Source organism: Paraburkholderia sp., from assembly GCF_049581445.1.
In the GTDB taxonomy this organism is placed as follows: domain Bacteria; phylum Pseudomonadota; class Gammaproteobacteria; order Burkholderiales; family Burkholderiaceae; genus Paraburkholderia.
In genome coordinates this window covers 38,279-54,381 of the sequence record NZ_JBAURZ010000245.1, presented here as the reverse complement: position 1 = coordinate 54,381, position 16,103 = coordinate 38,279, and the positions used below count along the sequence as shown (strand labels likewise).

At 61.9% G+C, this 16,103-nt stretch carries 12 protein-coding genes and 2 pseudogenes; 9 read left to right on the top strand and 5 right to left on the bottom strand.

What is annotated here, in order from left to right; all coding sequences use genetic code 11:
• Both WCA85_RS21205 and WCA85_RS21200 read left to right on the top strand, forming a co-directional pair.
• The coding region (locus tag WCA85_RS21205; RefSeq protein WP_424066832.1) for a TolC family protein at nt 1-689 on the top strand (689 nt) is incomplete at its 5' end.
• 480 nt (nt 690-1,169) lie between these two features.
• The gene (locus WCA85_RS21200; protein ID WP_424066831.1) at nt 1,170-1,979 is read left to right on the top strand and encodes an SDR family oxidoreductase; all 810 of its coding nucleotides are present in this window, start codon (nt 1,170-1,172) and stop codon (nt 1,977-1,979) included.
• Nucleotides 1,980-2,058: 79 nt separating this feature from the next.
• On the opposite strand, the gene WCA85_RS21195 is transcribed toward WCA85_RS21200, so the two are convergent.
• Nucleotides 2,059-2,880 (bottom strand): alpha/beta fold hydrolase, encoded by an 822-nt coding sequence (locus WCA85_RS21195; protein ID WP_424066830.1) that lies wholly within the window; start codon nt 2,878-2,880, stop codon nt 2,059-2,061.
• Between the two features lie 357 nt (nt 2,881-3,237).
• Between WCA85_RS21195 and WCA85_RS21190 the strand changes: the two genes are divergently transcribed.
• A complete protein-coding gene (locus WCA85_RS21190) occupies nt 3,238-4,200 on the top strand; it encodes a substrate-binding domain-containing protein (RefSeq protein WP_424066829.1) in 963 nt (320 codons plus the stop codon).
• On the opposite strand, the gene WCA85_RS21185 is transcribed toward WCA85_RS21190, so the two are convergent.
• Nucleotides 4,197-6,317 carry an FUSC family protein gene (locus tag WCA85_RS21185; protein ID WP_424066828.1) on the bottom strand — a complete coding sequence of 707 codons (2,121 nt, stop codon included), beginning with the start codon at nt 6,315-6,317 and terminating at the stop codon, nt 4,197-4,199. The genes WCA85_RS21190 and WCA85_RS21185 overlap by 4 nt on opposite strands.
• Before the next feature lie 166 nt (nt 6,318-6,483).
• Nucleotides 6,484-7,170, bottom strand: a complete 687-nt coding sequence (locus WCA85_RS21180; protein ID WP_424066827.1) for an HAD family hydrolase — start codon at nt 7,168-7,170, stop codon at nt 6,484-6,486.
• Nucleotides 7,171-7,445: 275 nt separating this feature from the next.
• Here WCA85_RS21180 and WCA85_RS21175 point away from each other — a divergent pair.
• The 3 genes and pseudogenes from WCA85_RS21175 (at nt 7,446) to ydiK (ending at nt 11,046) form a co-directional block, all read left to right on the top strand.
• Nucleotides 7,446-8,979 (top strand): annotated as a pseudogene (locus WCA85_RS21175) (phospholipase D family protein).
• Nucleotides 8,980-9,056: 77 nt separating this feature from the next.
• Nucleotides 9,057-9,821, top strand: coding sequence for a hypothetical protein (locus WCA85_RS21170; RefSeq protein ID WP_424066826.1), 765 nt, complete (start codon nt 9,057-9,059; stop codon nt 9,819-9,821).
• 118 nt (nt 9,822-9,939) lie between these two features.
• Entirely contained in the window at nt 9,940-11,046 is a 1,107-nt protein-coding gene (gene ydiK / locus WCA85_RS21165) for an AI-2E family transporter YdiK (RefSeq protein WP_424066825.1), read from the top strand.
• 85 nt (nt 11,047-11,131) lie between these two features.
• On the opposite strand, the gene WCA85_RS21160 is transcribed toward ydiK, so the two are convergent.
• On the bottom strand, nt 11,132-11,434 hold the full coding sequence (locus tag WCA85_RS21160; RefSeq protein WP_424066824.1) for a hypothetical protein: 303 nt from the start codon (nt 11,432-11,434) through the stop codon (nt 11,132-11,134).
• On the opposite strand from WCA85_RS21160, the pseudogene WCA85_RS21155 reads away from it, so the two are divergent.
• The 3 genes and pseudogenes from WCA85_RS21155 to WCA85_RS21145 all read left to right on the top strand — a co-directional run bounded on the left by WCA85_RS21155 (nt 11,397) and on the right by WCA85_RS21145 (nt 15,143).
• Nucleotides 11,397-13,749 (top strand): annotated as a pseudogene (locus tag WCA85_RS21155) (fused MFS/spermidine synthase). The gene WCA85_RS21160 and the pseudogene WCA85_RS21155 sit on opposite strands and share 38 nt — an antisense overlap.
• Before the next feature lie 84 nt (nt 13,750-13,833).
• A complete protein-coding gene (locus WCA85_RS21150; protein WP_424066823.1) occupies nt 13,834-14,160 on the top strand; it encodes a hypothetical protein in 327 nt (108 codons plus the stop codon).
• A 359-nt stretch (nt 14,161-14,519) separates the two neighbouring features.
• Nucleotides 14,520-15,143 (top strand): ParB-like protein, encoded by a 624-nt coding sequence (locus WCA85_RS21145; RefSeq protein ID WP_424066822.1) that lies wholly within the window; start codon nt 14,520-14,522, stop codon nt 15,141-15,143.
• Between the two features lie 97 nt (nt 15,144-15,240).
• Here WCA85_RS21145 and WCA85_RS21140 read toward each other — a convergent pair whose 3' ends face one another.
• Nucleotides 15,241-16,086 carry a helix-turn-helix domain-containing protein gene (locus WCA85_RS21140; protein ID WP_424066821.1) on the bottom strand — a complete coding sequence of 282 codons (846 nt, stop codon included), beginning with the start codon at nt 16,084-16,086 and terminating at the stop codon, nt 15,241-15,243.
• Between the last annotated feature and the right edge of the window lie 17 nt (nt 16,087-16,103).

Sequence of the window (16,103 nt, the reverse complement as noted above, 5' to 3'; positions counted from 1 at the left end):
GCGCCGCCCTGCTCAAGCGCCGTCCGGACGTACGCGAAGCCGAGCGGCAACTGGCGGCCTCGACCGCGCGCATCGGCGTGGCAACCGGCGCGCTGTATCCGACTGTGAGCTTCGGGGCATCGACTGGCGTTATCGGCGTTGTCGAAGACCTGGGCACCTCGCCCACTAACTACTGGCGTTTTGGACCGCTGATCAACTGGACCTTTCCGGTCAACGGCGCACGCGGCCGTGTGCGCGAGGCTCAGGATGCAAGCACGGCGGCGCTCGCCCACTTCGACGGCGTGGTGCTGAATGCCCTGCGCGAAACCGAGACGAGTCTCGCGACTTATGTGTCGGACTACGCCCGCGCCGAGGCGTTGCGAGCGGCGCTGAAGTCGGCCACGGAATCGGCGAGCGAAACGCACCGGCTGTACGTGGGTGGACGCCAGTCCTTTATCAACGACCTCGATGCCACGCGCACGTTGACGGCAACTCATGCGCAAGTGGCGGCCGCTGAAGGTCAAGTAGCGATTGATCAGGCGAATCTGTTCCTCGCGCTGGGTGGCGGGTGGGAGACCGCGGACAACGCGCCGGCAACGGCGGCGACGCCCGCGGCGCAGGCAACCCCTGCGGCAGTTGAAACGCCTGCAGCGGCTGCAACGTCTGCAACGGCCGCGATGCCTTCCACGTCATCCACGCCTTCAAAGTAAGCCGCGAAACGAGAGCAAAAAGAAGCGTTCAGGCTACGGGGCGCCGTTTATGGCGCCCCGCAACGCATGATCCCCTCGCGCCAGGCCGCATTCGCCGCCATCGCGGCGGCATCTCGAGTCTGAGGATAGAAGAAATTCAAGCGCCCCCGCCCTGCGCAGCGCGGGTCGTCATCGCAATTGCAATATTTATTGCATCATCCAACAAAGTGGAATAATCTTTCCATTCAAGGAACCTCCGATTTTCTTAGCCAGCGCCCAACCCCTGGTGGAAGCCCATCAGTTTTCCAGGTGAAGAACTGGACGCTATCCCGTATCGTTCATAGATCGAGCGATCCGCGAACCGCACTTGCCGCAACGGATTCACAAGATATCCTCAATTGCGCCGCCTAATCTCTACGGCATCCTAACCAGATAGACCAGGCGCGAGTTTCAACGAAGCACATACGACGTCGAGTGACAAAACTCATCACGGAGACATTCATGCAACCATTCGCATCAAAGGTCGCGGTTATCACCGGCGGCTCCCAGGGACTCGGCGCGGCAATTGCCGCACTGTTCGCCGAACGCGGTGCACGAGGTATTGTGATTTGCGGACGCTCGCGGGAGAAAGGCGAAGCGAAGGCGTGCGAACTCAGTGAGAAGAGCGGCGCCGATGTGCGCTTCGTTCAGACGGATCTGGAAAGCGTCGATGATTGCCGCAAACTGATCGCCTGCACCGACAGTCGGTTCGGCCGCGTCGACGTGCTCGTGAACGCCGCCGCAATGACCGATCGCGGCACGATCCTCGACACGGATCCGGCGCTCTTCGACCGCATGTTCGCCACCAACGTGCGCGCACCCTTCTTTCTGATGCAGGACGCCATTGCGGTGATGCGACGCGAGGGCATACCGGGCGCGATCGTCAACGTCTGCTCGATGTCGGCGATGGCCGGTCAACCGTTTATCGCGGCCTATTGCGCGTCAAAGGGCGCGCTCGCGACGCTTACACAAAACACCGCCTACGCGCTATTGCGCAACCGGATTCGGGTGAACGGCCTGAATCTGGGCTGGATGGCCTCGGATGGCGAGGATCGTATTCAGCGCGAATACCATGGCGCGGCCGACGACTGGCTCGCAACGGCTGGCGCCGCACAACCGTTCGGACGCCTGATCGATCCGCACGAGGCCGCGCGCGCAGTCGCCTTTCTCGCCAGCGACGAGTCCGGCATGATGACCGGCTCAATGGTCAACTTCGATCAATCGGTTTGGGGGGCATTCGACGATCCGCCTCATCCGGCGCACGCGCTATAGGCGAACTCACGCTGCAGTAAAACGAAGCGGGCTTCACGGTCAATGCACCGTGAAGCCCGCTATCGCCAGGCACGCGGCGTTACGACTTCAGAAACTCCAGCAGATCGGCGCAGACCTTGGCCGACTCGGTCGTACACATGCCGTGCGACGCACCCGGATACACCTTGAGACTGGCGTCCTTGATGATCTGCACGGACTTGCGCCCCGAGTTATCCAGCGGCACGATCTGATCGTCGTCGCCTTGCAGGATCAATGTCGGCACATCGATTTTCTCCAGATCGGCCGTGTAATCCACTTCCGAGAACTGCTTGACGCACTCGTACAGGCCGAGGATCGAACCCATCATCCCTTCACGCCAGAACTCGTCGATTACGCCCTGCTCCACTTTCGCATTGGGACGGTTGTAGCCGTAGAACGGCATCGCCAGATCCTTGAAGAATTGCGAGCGATCGTTCGCTGTGCTGTTGCGGATGCCGTCGAACACTTCCATCGGCACACCGCCCGGATTCGCCTCGGTCTTTAGCATCAGCGGCGGCACCGCGCTGATCAGGACCATCTTCGCGACACGCTTCGTGCCATGCCTTCCAACATAGTGGGAAATCTCCCCGCCGCCTGTGGAATGGCCCACGAGCATCGCGTCCTTCAGGTCGAGCGAATCGATCACTGCGGCAAGATCGTCCGCATAGGTATCCATTTCATTGCCGGTGCCGGTCTGACTCGAACGCCCGTGGCTGCGACGGTCATGCGCAATCACGCGATACCCCTTTTGCAGCAGAAACAGCATTTGCACATCCCAGGCGTCCGCGCACAGCGGCCACCCATGCGAAAACACGACCGGCTGGCCCGTGCCCCAATCCTTGTAGAAAATCTTTGCGCCGTCCTGAGTCGTTACGTAGTTCATGAAACGCGCTCCTGTCTGTGCGAGATGGCCGGCGCATCTGCAAAAACTGCGCCGGTGGTGTGAAAACCATTGAGGACAAAAGATGGGAAGCCGTGATCGGACTCGTGCGTAGCTTCCCGACTGAGCTTAGCCGACGAATGAAGAAGTTGAAAGCGCGAAAGCCACGGGATCGCTACGCGTTGCATGATCGTTCGTCTCTGTCGAACGATCTCTCCATTTGCAGGGCGTTAGATAGAAGCAAACCTCGTCGCCCTGAAGTGACGAACTGACATGCTCCCGCTGTATCATTGCTCTGCGCGAAACACTGGCGCTCGCCTGCGAGCGGCGCATGGCCTCGCGCACCAGGAAAGGAAACCAATGGTACAGAAGACACGCCGACGCGTGCTGGTGGCCGGCGTGCTCGCAAGCGCTGGTCTCATGAATTCGAAAATCGCGAATGCCATGCTGAGTGGCAAGGTAACGATCGCCCTCGTGTTGAAGTCGCTCGCCGACCCGTTCACGATGGCCATGTCGAGTGGCGCGCAAAACTATCAGAAGCATTTCGCGTCGGAGTTCGACCTCACGGTGCGCAGCACCGCAAGCCAGACGGACACCGCGGGTCAGATCCGTATCGTCGAGGAACTGATCGCCTCGCACATCAATGCGATCGTGCTCGCGCCGACCGATTCGAAAGCGCTGGTGCCCGTGGTGGCGCGCGCGATCGATGCGGGCATCATCGTGATCGCTATCGACAATCCACTCGATGAATCCGCCACGCGGGCCGCCCGCATCACCGTGCCGTTTGTCGGGCCGGACAACCTCAAGGGTGCGCAGATGGTGGCGGATTATCTGGCCACCAAACTCAGGCCCGGCGACGAAGTCGGCATCATCGAAGGCGTCGCTACCGATCGCAACGCGCAGCAGCGCACCGACGGCTTCAAGGAAGCGATGGATGCCACGCACATCAAAATCGCTGCCATCGCATCGGGCGACTGGGTCTACAGCAAAGGCAAAGCAGCAGCCGCTGTGATGATGGCGCAGCACCCACACCTTCGGGGACTGCTGTGCGCCAACGACAGCATCGCCACCGGCGCCGTGGATGCAGTGCGCAACGCGCATCGCACCGGTAACGTCTACATCACGGGCTACAACAACGACGCCGTCATCACGCCGCTGATCGCTACTGGGCGCATCCTCGCCACGGTCGATCAGTTTCCGGCGCGCCAGGCGGTGTTCGGCGTGGACATGGCGCTCAAAGCGCTCAATGAGCAGACGCGGCAGCAGGACTTGTCGCCGTACATCGAAACGCCGTTGCAGTTGGTGACGGGCAACGCGCGCTAGCGGTGGAACGAACTTGTATCTTCCACCAGCAAACGCCGCAGATGCGCGACCTGATTGACCGCGTCCGCTTCCACAAGCGACAACTGCTCGCGCGGGAACGATGCGGCCGGCTGCGCTGAGGCCGCACCGTGCAGAGACGCGTCGATCTCTTCACTCACCGTTTCGATCCATCCGGCCAGTTCGCCGTGCCCCTTCGCCCGGTTCACCGTGAGCCGCATCCGTGTGGCCGTGCCCGCCATGCGGCGCAACAACGCGAGCGCCGTAATTGCGGCACGATCGGCCATCGTACTGTCGAGCCGTTCCAGCCGCTGACGGTTAAAGGACTCTTCCGCGTTATTGCTCGCAAGACCCGCTGCGCGGCGGTCCAGCTCGACTGAGCGCTCGCCCTCGATGTCCTCGCCGCCGACGTGCGCAAGCACACTCCTGAGATAGCCCAGGTTGGCCCGCACGGCATCGGCGAGGCACGAGCGGAAATCGATGGGCTCGCGGCTTGGCCACAGCACAAACGTCGCAAGCAGCGCAATCACGCAGCCGAGGACATTGTTGCCGAGCCGGTTCAAAGCAAAGACCAGTTCGCTTGCGCCCGGCGTCGCGAAGTCGGCCACCAGCACGAAGGTCGGTGTCAGGAAGAGCACGAAGAGGCTATAGCTCACCGGCCGCAACGCCATCGTCGCGCAGATCAGCGGGAACACGATCAGCGAAATCCCGATTGGCGAATGCACCGCGAGACCAATTGCCGCCGCAAGCAGTCCGCCTACGATGCTGCCCGCCGCCCGCTCAATGCTGCGCGGCCACGTACCCGCGATCGATGGCTGCAAAATCAGCAAGGTCGCCATGGTGGCCCAATAGCCGAATGGCATATGCAGCGCCCGGACAATCGCGAAACCCGCCGTTACGGCAATCCCCACTCGCGCAGCATGCCGCAGGCCAATCGACTCGAACGTAGCGTTGGCTTTCAAGGTGAGCCATGCACGCACGACGCTGTCCCCCGCGGCCTGCCACCACTTGGCCGCATGGCGCGGCGCAGGGTCGAATTCCAGCGTGCCAGTAGACCGCAGCCGCAGCGCCAGGGGTTCGCCCAACGCGCTCTCCAACTGGCCCGCCAGCTTGTGCAGACGCTGCTGCAACGCGACCGGCGCCGCGTCGGGTTGATCGTCAATGGCCCGGCCGAGGCGCAACGACACTTCGGCCATCGCCGACAGTAACCGCGCCGCGCGCTGCGGCTCGTGCAGGCTGTGATGCCCGCGCTCGCAGGCATCCGTGACGGCGATCAGATAGCCGAAAAGCCGCTCCGTATCCGCCAGCGCGATCAACAGGTTTTCATAGGTCGCACGCTGGTCGACCCGCGAGTTCGGGACTTTGGCAAGCGCCTCGCGGGCAGTCTCGAGTGCGGTGCGCGCCTGGCCGCGATAGGTCGCGGCGTGGCTCGCCCACTGCCGGAAGTCGGCCGCTTCGCGTCTGAGGAGACGGGCGCTGTCGAGCGCGATATCCGCAAGACGACCATAGACGGCACGCACTGCGGTGCGGCTCGGGCCGAACGGATGAATGCGCCACACCGTGAGACTGAGTACGACGGCGAAGAGACACCCGGACAGATAGATGGCGAGGAACAGCAAACCATCGCGCAAGTTGTGCATGGGTTTGTCGACCATCACCACGCACGCGGTCGCTGCCAGAATGCCAACCTGTGAAGCAGCCGCGCCCCAGATGCGGCACATCGCGCCAGCGGTCGCAAAGACCAGAATCGCCAGTGCGGCGGCGAGTGGCCCCGCGCCAGAAGCGAACGCGGTCAGGCCGCCGCATACCGTCGACAACAGCGCGAAACCCGTCATTGAGGCGAAGCGCATCCGGTTCGAACCTGCTGCATCTGCGAGACAGGTCCAGAACGCGCCGATCGCCGCCCACGCGAATGCCGGGTTGTGCAACAGGTTGCCGAGCAACAGCATCGCGGTCGACGCACACGCTGCCCGCAGCCCTTCAGACAGGTTGGTTTCATCCACCGCAAACGACACCATCCAGACCGGCCGACGGCGCGACAGAAAATCCGCCAGCGCGTGCAGCGTGTTCAGCCGGCGACCGGCCGCGTGTCTTGCCCTGCGATGAAAATGACCGAACATGGGGCCTTGAAATCAAGTCGCTGTATTAATCGAAGCCGGCGAAACACGCGGGCTCAGAAGCGGGCCGCCCCGCGTTCATTGCGTAAATTCGAATAATACGGGTAAACCCTTATCCACAAACATGACTTCGCTGCATGGCGAGGATGCCTTTTTCCCATTGACGACGCTATGCGTGCGTCCACTCCGAAAGCAACGCCGGCAAGTGCTCCATGTTCCTGAACACATGGACCACGCCTACTGCGCGCAACGCATCCGGATCGCTATGGCCCACTTCTCCGGGGCTATAACCGAACACCGTGGCCCCCGCTGCGACACCCGCTGTCGCGCCCGTCACCGTATCTTCCACGATCGCGCAACGCGCAGGGTCCACACCAAGCGCCTCGGCCGCTGCCAGATATACGTCTGGGTAAGGCTTGCTGCGCGGTGTTTCATGTCCGCTAAAGATGCGGCCGTCGAAGCAATCCAGAATGCCCGCTTTCGTCAACTGAAGTTCGACCTTGCGGCGATCTGCGCCCGAAGCCACCGCGATGCGCCCATCGAGCTTTGCATGGAGCGAGCGCACAGCCGAAGCCGCGCCCTCGATGGCGACGAGTTCGCGGTCGAGAGCCGCATTGCGGCGCTCCCTGAAGTGTTCGAGCCACGCCTGCGTAATGGCCACGCCCGTATTCGCCTCGATGAGTGCAGCCTCGTCTTTCACGGCCTTGCCGACGAACACACGCAGCGTCTCTTCGGGGCTGATCTGCCAGCCCAGTTCACCGAGCATCTGGGCGAGCACGCGGTTAGTAATGGGTTCTGAGTCGACGAGCACGCCGTCACAGTCGAAGAGTACGGCGTCGAAAGGAAAATCTGCCATTGGGTCGGTGGGGATAGTCGGGAGGGTTGAAGCGTGAAAGGATACTTCAGGTTCGACGCACGTGTGTCGCCGTGCCCAGATGCGCCATCCCAATCCACATGTACGTCGCTTGCAGCCGCACATAATTGACAGCGAAAGCGACTTCATCGCTATACTCGTTTTGCCTCGGCCAGGGGTGTTGCCTTTGTTTCGCATGACGAGCGTGAGGAGCGATGGCGTTCATAGGCCCTCTCCACAAGATCGATCAAGGAGCCAACGTGACGACTCTTCGCGGCATGCTCGCGGCCTTCGCCCTTCTGATTCTTTCCGCCTGCGTAGGCTTGCCGCCGCAAGCCGGCCGCACCGAAAACACACGCCATCACCGATACCGACAGCACGCGACTCGGCACAGCCTTTGCGCCGCAGGCGGAGCAACACCCTGGGCTGACCGCATTTCATCTGCTGCCCGACGGCGTTGACGCACTGCTCGCCCGCATCGTGCTGGCGGACGCCGCGGATCGCACACTCGATCTGCAGTACTACATCTGGCATGACGACCTGACCGGACGTTATCTGGCTAACGCCGTGCTTAAGGCGGCCGATCGCGGCGTCAGGGTGCGCGTGCTGCTGGACGACCTCGGTACCAACGGTGACGACCGCGTACTGCTCGCGATCAGTTCGCACCCCAACATCCAGATACGGCTCTTCAATCCCGTCGCGAGCCGGACCTTCAAGAAATTCGGCACTTTGCTCGAATTCAAGCGGATAAACCGGCGCATGCATAACAAGGCGCTGATCGCTGACAACCAGGCGGCGATTCTGGGGGGCCGCAATATCGGCGACGAATATTTCGGCGCATCAAGCGACGTCGCGTTCGGCGACCTGGATGTCCTGACGTTTGGGCCCGTGGTCCATCGTGTATCAACAGCCTTCGATGAGTTCTGGAACTCGGATGCCGCCTATCCCATCGAGAACCTCACCGGCCACCCTGCGCCGCCGGACGCGTTACCGGCCTATCGCGAGAAACTGGCCGCATTCGTTGCCTCGAAGAAAGACACGCCCTACGTCGCAAATGCAAGCGAGCGCCTCAACGAGACGCTTCAGGCACCCGATACCTATTTCTCGTGGGGCAAAGCCACCTTGCTCTACGACGATCCGGCCAAGATCACCCGTTCGCCAAACGATGCCCAAGGTCATTTGATGACCCAGCTCAAGGCGCTGGCCATCCAGCCGGAAAAAGAAGTGCTGATCGTCTCGCCCTACTTCGTACCGGGAAAGGACGGTGTTGCGTGGATACGCTCGCTGACCCAGCGCGGTGTGAAGGTGACGGTGCTAACGAACTCGCTCGCGGCCACTGACGTAGCCGCTGTACACGCGGGTTATCAACGCTACCGCAAGGATCTGCTGGATGCCGGCGTGCATCTCTACGAGTTGAAACCCGCCGTCGACGAAGATAGGCACACGAAGAAATCGATCCTCGGCTCGTCGAAAGCGTCGTTGCATGCGAAGACCTACGTGTTCGATCGAAGCAGCATCTTCATCGGTTCGATGAATTTCGACCCGCGCTCGATCACGCTCAATACCGAGGTGGGCGTCTACTGCGAGAGCGCCGGGGCGGCCGAACAGGTCGTCGACGGGCTCGAACCGAAACTCGATCAGATCGCCTGGCGGGTCGAAGAACACCCTGACGCGAATGGGAAAAACCAGGTTGTCTGGATCGATACCAAACCTGATGGCACCACGACCGAGAGTGACGAACCCGGTGTCTCCACCATGCAGCGCGTCGGGATCTGGTTTCTCGGACTCCTGCCGATCGAATCGCAACTCTGAGTCGGTGGCTCTACACGCAGTACAACACGTTGTACAAGCAATCAGCATTCGCACAATAAATCCTGCAGGAGCCAGGCATGACCGAACTGACCAATCACCCGTTGTTCTTCTTCGTCGTTTCAATGGTGCTCATGTCGCTCTCAGCGTGGTTCGGTGTAGCACGGCTACGGCGCAACAAACCGCTTGATGATGATGCACGAGAAGATTTCGGTGTGGTCCAGTCCGCTACGCTGACGCTGCTGGCGCTGGTGATCGGCTTTAGCCTCTCGATGGCGGTGGGCCGCTACGATCAGCGCAAGAATTACGAGGAAGAAGAAGCCAATGCGATCGGTACGGAATATCTGCGCGCAAGCCTGCTGCCTGATTCCGGTGCGGCAACCGTGCGCTCGCTGCTTGTAAAGTACCTGGAGCAACGCATTCGGTTTTATCAGGTTACCGACTCGCAGCAACTGGCCGAAATCAATTCCACGACTTCTGAACTGCAAAACCAGATGTGGATGGAACTCAGCAATACAGCGGCAGCGCAGCCGAACCCAGTGACCGCGCTGGCCGTGGCCGGCATGAACGATGTCATCAATACGCAGGGGTATACGCAGGCGGCCTGGTGGAATCGCATCCCCCTCTCGGCGTGGACGCTGATGATCCTGATCGGCATGCTGTGCAATGTGCTGGTCGGATACGGCGCGCGCAGTCCGGCGCCGCGTAAGCGCTTTCTGCTGATCATGCCGCTGGTGGTCTCGCTGTCGGTCATGCTCATTGCTGATATCGATAGCCCGCGTAACGGCATTATTCGGGTCGTGCCGCAGAATCTGATCAGCACGGCGCAGTCGATACCCAAATAGCGCGGCAGACAGCGGCGCTGCCGAATACCTGGGCGTTGATCGACACATGCATTAGTATGATGTTATACAGTCGTCCCGACATGCGGGTCGTGCAATACAGAACAGAGTGGAGAACAAGATGAACCAGCGTGATCCTGTCGACATAGCGCGCATCATGCTTATCGTCGTCATCTTGTGCGCGTTGACGGTGGGCAGCCTTTACGTCGTGCGTCCGTTCATTCCAGGACTGATCTGGGCCACCACGATTGCGGTGGCCACGTGGCCCGCCATGCTCGCCGTGCAGCGCCGCTGCGGCAACAGACGCTGGATTGCGACGACCATAATGTTGCTGATCCTGCTGGTTGTCATCGTCCTGCCGCTGTATGCCGCCATCTCGACGCTCGCCGAACACTCGGGCGAAGTCATGGGCATGATCAAACATCTGCCGGACTACGCACTGCCGCCGCCCCCAGATTGGGTGGGCGACGTGCCGGTGGTCGGACACCGCGTCTCGACCGAGTGGCAAATGCTGTCCGATGCCGGCCCCGGGGGCATCCTCGCCAAAGTGGAACCCTACGCCACCATCGCCGCGCGCTGGATGTTCGGCCATGCGGCGCTGGTTGGCGTATTCGTGATTCATATGTTCGTGACGATCATCATCACGGGCATTCTGTACAGCCAGGGCGAAGCGGCGGGCGCATTCATGCTGCGTCTCGCAACGCGCATTGCGGGCCAGCGCGGCGCCGAAGCTGCGGTACTGGCTGGCGCGGCGATTCGTGCCGTGGCACTCGGCATCGTCGTTACAGCGGTCACGCAGTCTGCTCTCGGCGGGATCGGTCTGTGGATCGCCGGCGTGCCGGGCGCGGGGATCCTCACTGCGCTCATGCTGATGCTGTGCCTTGCCCAGATCGGGCCGATGCTGCCCTTGCTCGGCGGCGTCGCATGGCTCTTCTTTCACGACGCGCATGTGGCCGCGGTCCTGCTGTTCATCTGGTCCGTGATGATCGGCATGCTCGACAATTTCATGCGGCCGATGCTGATCAAGCGCGGCGTCAACCTGTCGATGCTGCTCATCCTGGCCGGGGTATTGGGTGGCATGTTCGCGTTCGGGATTGTCGGCCTGTTTATGGGTCCGGTGATTCTGGCGGTCACCAGCACCTTGCTGAACGCCTGGATCAACGAGCGGCCAGTGCCGCCTGGCAACGCGCCGGTTACGAGTGATACGACCGTCAGCGGGCCAGGTTAGCCCTGCGTGCAACGCGACGCGAGATCGCAGTGGGCAGTCGCAAAAGGCCAGATCGCGCCGGACCTGTGCCCGCGTCTAGCCGAACCTAAAAGCGGTTGAGCGGCGGCAATGGGGATTGCGTCTTGCGATCGTTGCGGGCACGTCGCGCGATTCGCCTCAAGGCGCGCAGCGTGTTACTCCTATCCGGAGCGACGCCAGGTTCTTGCATGTCTGCGTAGTGCCGCTCGACGGCACCCTTGAGCGCGTCAAGCGCCGAATCCCCCGCCCGCGTCTGCTCGTTCAGAGCCTCCACACGCGCCGGGTGCGTAAATTCCGGACTGCGATCCATCCAACGATAAAGCGCGGGCACGATACGCTGTAACGAGCCTTGCGCCGTCGCGCTACGCAAGCTTCTCGCGTTGGGTGGTTCAGTGTTCGGCAGGATTGCTGACCGCAGTACGCGACCGCTAGTTGTTTATGCCGCGCTGGAGGGTGCGGCTGTGGTGCTGGCTCTAGCTTGCACGCTCGGCCTGGCCCATGCGGCGGCGCCGTTCGCCTACCTGCAGGATCGGGTCGGCGCCATAGCCTGGCAGAGACGGTGGGAGGCTGTATGCCGCAAATACGGCGGGCGCCATCGCCGGCACGCTGGCTGCACCGTTTCTGCTCATTCCATCCTTTGGGGTACTTGGCAGTGCTTGCGCCGCTGCCGTGCTTAACGCTGCCGCTGGGTTGCTGGCCGTGCTGCTTGCGTGGCGCAAAGGCGCAGGGGCTAGCGCTCCCTCGCGTGACATCGGGGAGGCGGTCGTGCGTGGCGCCGCCCCGTTGCGAATCGATTCCGAGGCTGACGCTGCACGCACCGCTTCAGAGGCAACCTCAAGCACGCAGCCAGGCGACGCCGCTATCCTGGCGCTCGGGCTGTATGCAGTCGCGGGTGGGATCGCGTTGGGCTACGAGGTTGTCTGGTCGCAGGCCATCGTGCAATTCATCAGTACTCGCGCCTTTGCCTTCGCCGTAGTGCTGGCCACCTATCTGGCCGGCGTTGCACTCGGCAGCGCACTTGTGTCGCGCCGCGCCGACCGCGCGCGTGACCCGTGGGGCACGTTCGCGCTGCTAATCGCGGCGGCGGGGCTCGTGGCACTGCTTGAATTCGCCTGGCTCGGCCATGGCCTGTCGCAGTGGCAAGATCGTGCCGCCGATGCCGCCCTGCACGCGAGTGGCGATCTGCTCGCCGCCATGTGTGCGCGTTTCGCGGTGGCTGCGCTGTGCGTCGTTTTTGTACCAACCCTGCTGCTCGGCGCAGCGTTCCCCTTTGTGCTGCGTCTCGGAGTGGACAAAGGCCACGTAGGCCGCGACGTCGGCGCCGTGGTCGCACTCAACACGGCTGGCGGCATCGTAGGCACCCTGCTTACCGGCTTCGTGCTGGTGCCCGCATTCGGCTTGATTCGTAGCCTGGGCGTACTGGCCGTCATGGCATGCATCGTGGGACTGATCGCGGTGCTGCGCGGCACGGGCGTACGGACCTTCGCGCGCTCGAGCGTGCTCTTGCTTGGCTTGATCACTGTAGCTACCGCCGCACTCACGCCCGTGGATCGACTCGCCGCTTTGCTAGCGGACGCCCATGGCGGGACACTGCGCTTCTACGAAGAAAGCGCCGGAGGCACCGTCGCCGTTGTGGCGCAGAATTCCGGCGAACATTCGTTCAAGCGGCTTTATATTCAGGGCGTTTCGAACTCCGGCGATGCAATGACGTCGCTGCGTTATATGCGTCTGCAGGCGCTGCTGCCGCTGCTGATCCAGCGCGATACGCCGCGCTCGGCACTGGTGATCGGCATGGGCACCGGCATCACGGCGGGCGCACTGCTGACCTATCCCGGCCTCGAGCAGCGTGTCGCCGCCGAACTGCTGCCCGCAGTGGTCCGCGCCTTGCCGCAGTTCAGCGGCAGTAACTATCGCGTCGGCGCCGATCCCCGCATGCAGATTCGCTTGCGCGATGGACGGCGCGCGCTGCTCGGCAGCGCGCAACGTTACGACCTGATCACGCTGGAACCGCCGCCTCCATCAGCGGCTGGCGTCGTCAATCTGTATTCTTCGGACTTCTATCGACTCGCAGCCTCACGCCTGGAACCGCGTGGAATTATCGCGCAGTGGTTGCCCATCGCGACTCAGAACGAAGAAGACACCCGTGCGCTGATTCAAAGCTTCGTGCAGGTGTTTCCCTATGCGGCGCTGTGGACCACCGAGTTGCATGAAATGATGCTGGTGCGTTCGATGCAGCCGATCGAGCTGGACGTGCCGCGCATTCGTGCCCGTTTCGCACAACCCGCCGTCGCCACGGCCCTGCGTGAAGTGGGTATTGCGTCTCCCGCCGCGCTGCTGGCGACGTGGGTGACCGACCGCGCAGGACTGCAATACTATGCGGCCGACGCGCAACCGGTCACGGATGACCGGCCACGCATCGAATATGCGCCGTGGCTGTGAGGGGACGAGTTGCCGAAGGTGCTGGCGCGGATGATGGCGCTAAGCGGTCCACCGCCGCTCATGGGCGCGGACGACAGTTTCCGCGCCGCTGTGCAAGCTCAGCACAACACGCTGCAGACGTTCTATGGCGCAGCGCTCGATGCATACCGCGGTGACCGCGACGCCTGGGCAGACGATATTCGCAGCGTGATGCACGACGATGGCGAGAACCCGTATTATCGGTGGTTCGTTGGCAATGACGGTTAGATCCGCACGGCGCGATGGCCGCACCGAAGCTGATTCGGACGGCTGCCCGCCGCATGGCGGGCAGCCGTAACGAGCTTAACGCGAATGCTCGTCCTTATGCTCCCCTTCCGGCTTGTGCTGCGGCGCCGGATGCTGCTGCGGATGAGGCTGCGCCGGATGCGGATTGGCATGCTGCTGCGCGGGATGCGGGTCCGCGTGCGGCGCCGGCTGCTCTTCGTGCTGCTTCGGCGCAACGTCTTCACCACGCTGCGGTTCGCCGCCCGGGGCTTGGGCAAGATGCTGCTCTTCAGGCTGACCGTCAGGCGCTCGCTCATGCGCAGATCGGTGCTGGCGCGGTCCGAACGCGAACCATGCAACACCCGCTCCGACCGCACCGCCAATGGCAAGATCAACGAACGTGGCAGCGGATGACATTCGCGTTGTAACCGGGACGCGAATATGCAACGAATTGTGAGCGCGGAGTAGAAACCGACAGCAAGACGTAAGCGCGGCTTCGCGCGGGCCATAATCTATCAATCTATTCCTGCAAAACCATAACGAAGCACACACCGATTTGTAAGGACATGCAATCATTGTGCAAGCGAGATCTCGTGCACGTCAGGCAAGGTGGTAACGGCACGGCTTCGATGCACAGCGAGCAAAAGCCTGGGGCAAGCATGCGCAAATGCGGCTATATGGCGCGCTTCTCCGCCCGCACTCACAGCATATTTCTGATGCCGACGCGCACGATCTGCGTTATCGTTTTTCACCTTGTTCTTATGAGGCCGGCCATGGTCCCGAACCCCGATATTCATTTGATTCCAGCAAAACTCAGCGCGCTACGCCCCACGCAGATGACGGTGGGCTATCGTGAGGTCACGGCAAAGCGCGACCACTGGAAGACGCTTGGCGCGAAGGCGCGTCGTGAAGCGATTGCCTCGCACTGGTTTCCCGCCGTGCTCGGACCAGAAGACTGCCACTACATCGTCGACCATCATCATCTCGGACTTGCGCTACTTGAAGAGGGCGTCAAGGAAGTGCAGGTCATGGTGCTGAAGGATCTTTCGTGGCTCGATAACCTCATCTTCTGGCGCATGATGGAGCACAACCAGTGGGTTCATCCATTCGGCGCGGACGGCTCGCGATACGAGTACAAACATCTGCCAAAAAGCGTCACCGAAATGACAGACGACCCGTATCGCAGCCTTGCGGGCGAGCTGCGGCGAGTCGGCGGCTACGCGAAGGATGCAACACCTTTCAGTGAGTTTCTTTGGGCCGATTTCCTGCGCCCGCGGATCCCGCAGAACAAGATCGCAAAGAACTTTGCCAAAGCACTGGATCAGGCTAAAGCCCTCTCGCATACGTCCGACGCGCGCTATTTGCCCGGCTGGTCTGGGGTGATCACCCAGAGTTAAAGAATTGTTGGCTTGTATGCAGACGCGCGGCTGAAGAATTCAGAGGAAACGTTTGAACTGCGCCGTGACTGGAACAGCGCTTCAATGAATCCGCAGATCAGGGATGCGCCCGATCCGCTGCGAGCAACTGCCGGTGGCGTGCTTCGGTTTCATCATCGGCGGGGAACATGCACTCCAGGCGCAACTCCTGTGCGGCGACCGTTTGCGGTGTTCCAACACTCGTCACCATTGAGAAGTAACGAAGAACAACGCCTTCGCTAACAAAGCCGAGCGGTATGACCGGCATCGTCGGTGTGGTGGACGGCGCGTGATGCGCCTTCCAGTCGCGCGGCACATCGGGATACGCAAGCAGTTCGTCGAGCAGCCGACTTGTGTTCTCGTCGATCACGTGACCGACCGATTCGCGATACACCCGTTGCAGCAAGCTGCGCGAGACGGTCTCCCAATCGGCCATGAAAGGCCGCATTCCTTGTGGATCGAAGATCAGATGCAGCATGTTGCGCGGTCCTTCGCGCGACGCCATGTCGATGAAGTGGTTGAAAAAGCGCGGCGCCGCATCGTTGGTCATTAGCACGTTCCAGTGACGGTCCATGACGATTGCCGGAAACGGTTCGTGCTGGCGCACGACTCGTTCCAGCGCGCGAATGACGCCGTGCATCTCCTGTGCGTTCCACGGCGCTTCCGAATACACCGGCGCGTAGCCAGCGGCGAGCAGCAGCGCGTTGCGCTCGCGCAGTGGCACGTCGAGCGTCTGCGCGAGAGTCAGCAGCGTTTGACGGCCTGGCACGCTGCGTCCGCTTTCAATGAAGCTGATCTGGCGCTGCGAGACACCCGCCTCGAGCGACAGATCGAGCTGACTCACGCCACGCACATCTCGCCAATAGCGCAACAACTCGCCAAGGTCGCCCGGCGGCACTTTCGGATCGGGAGGGGTGACGTTCATCGTTTTTCCTGATCAAG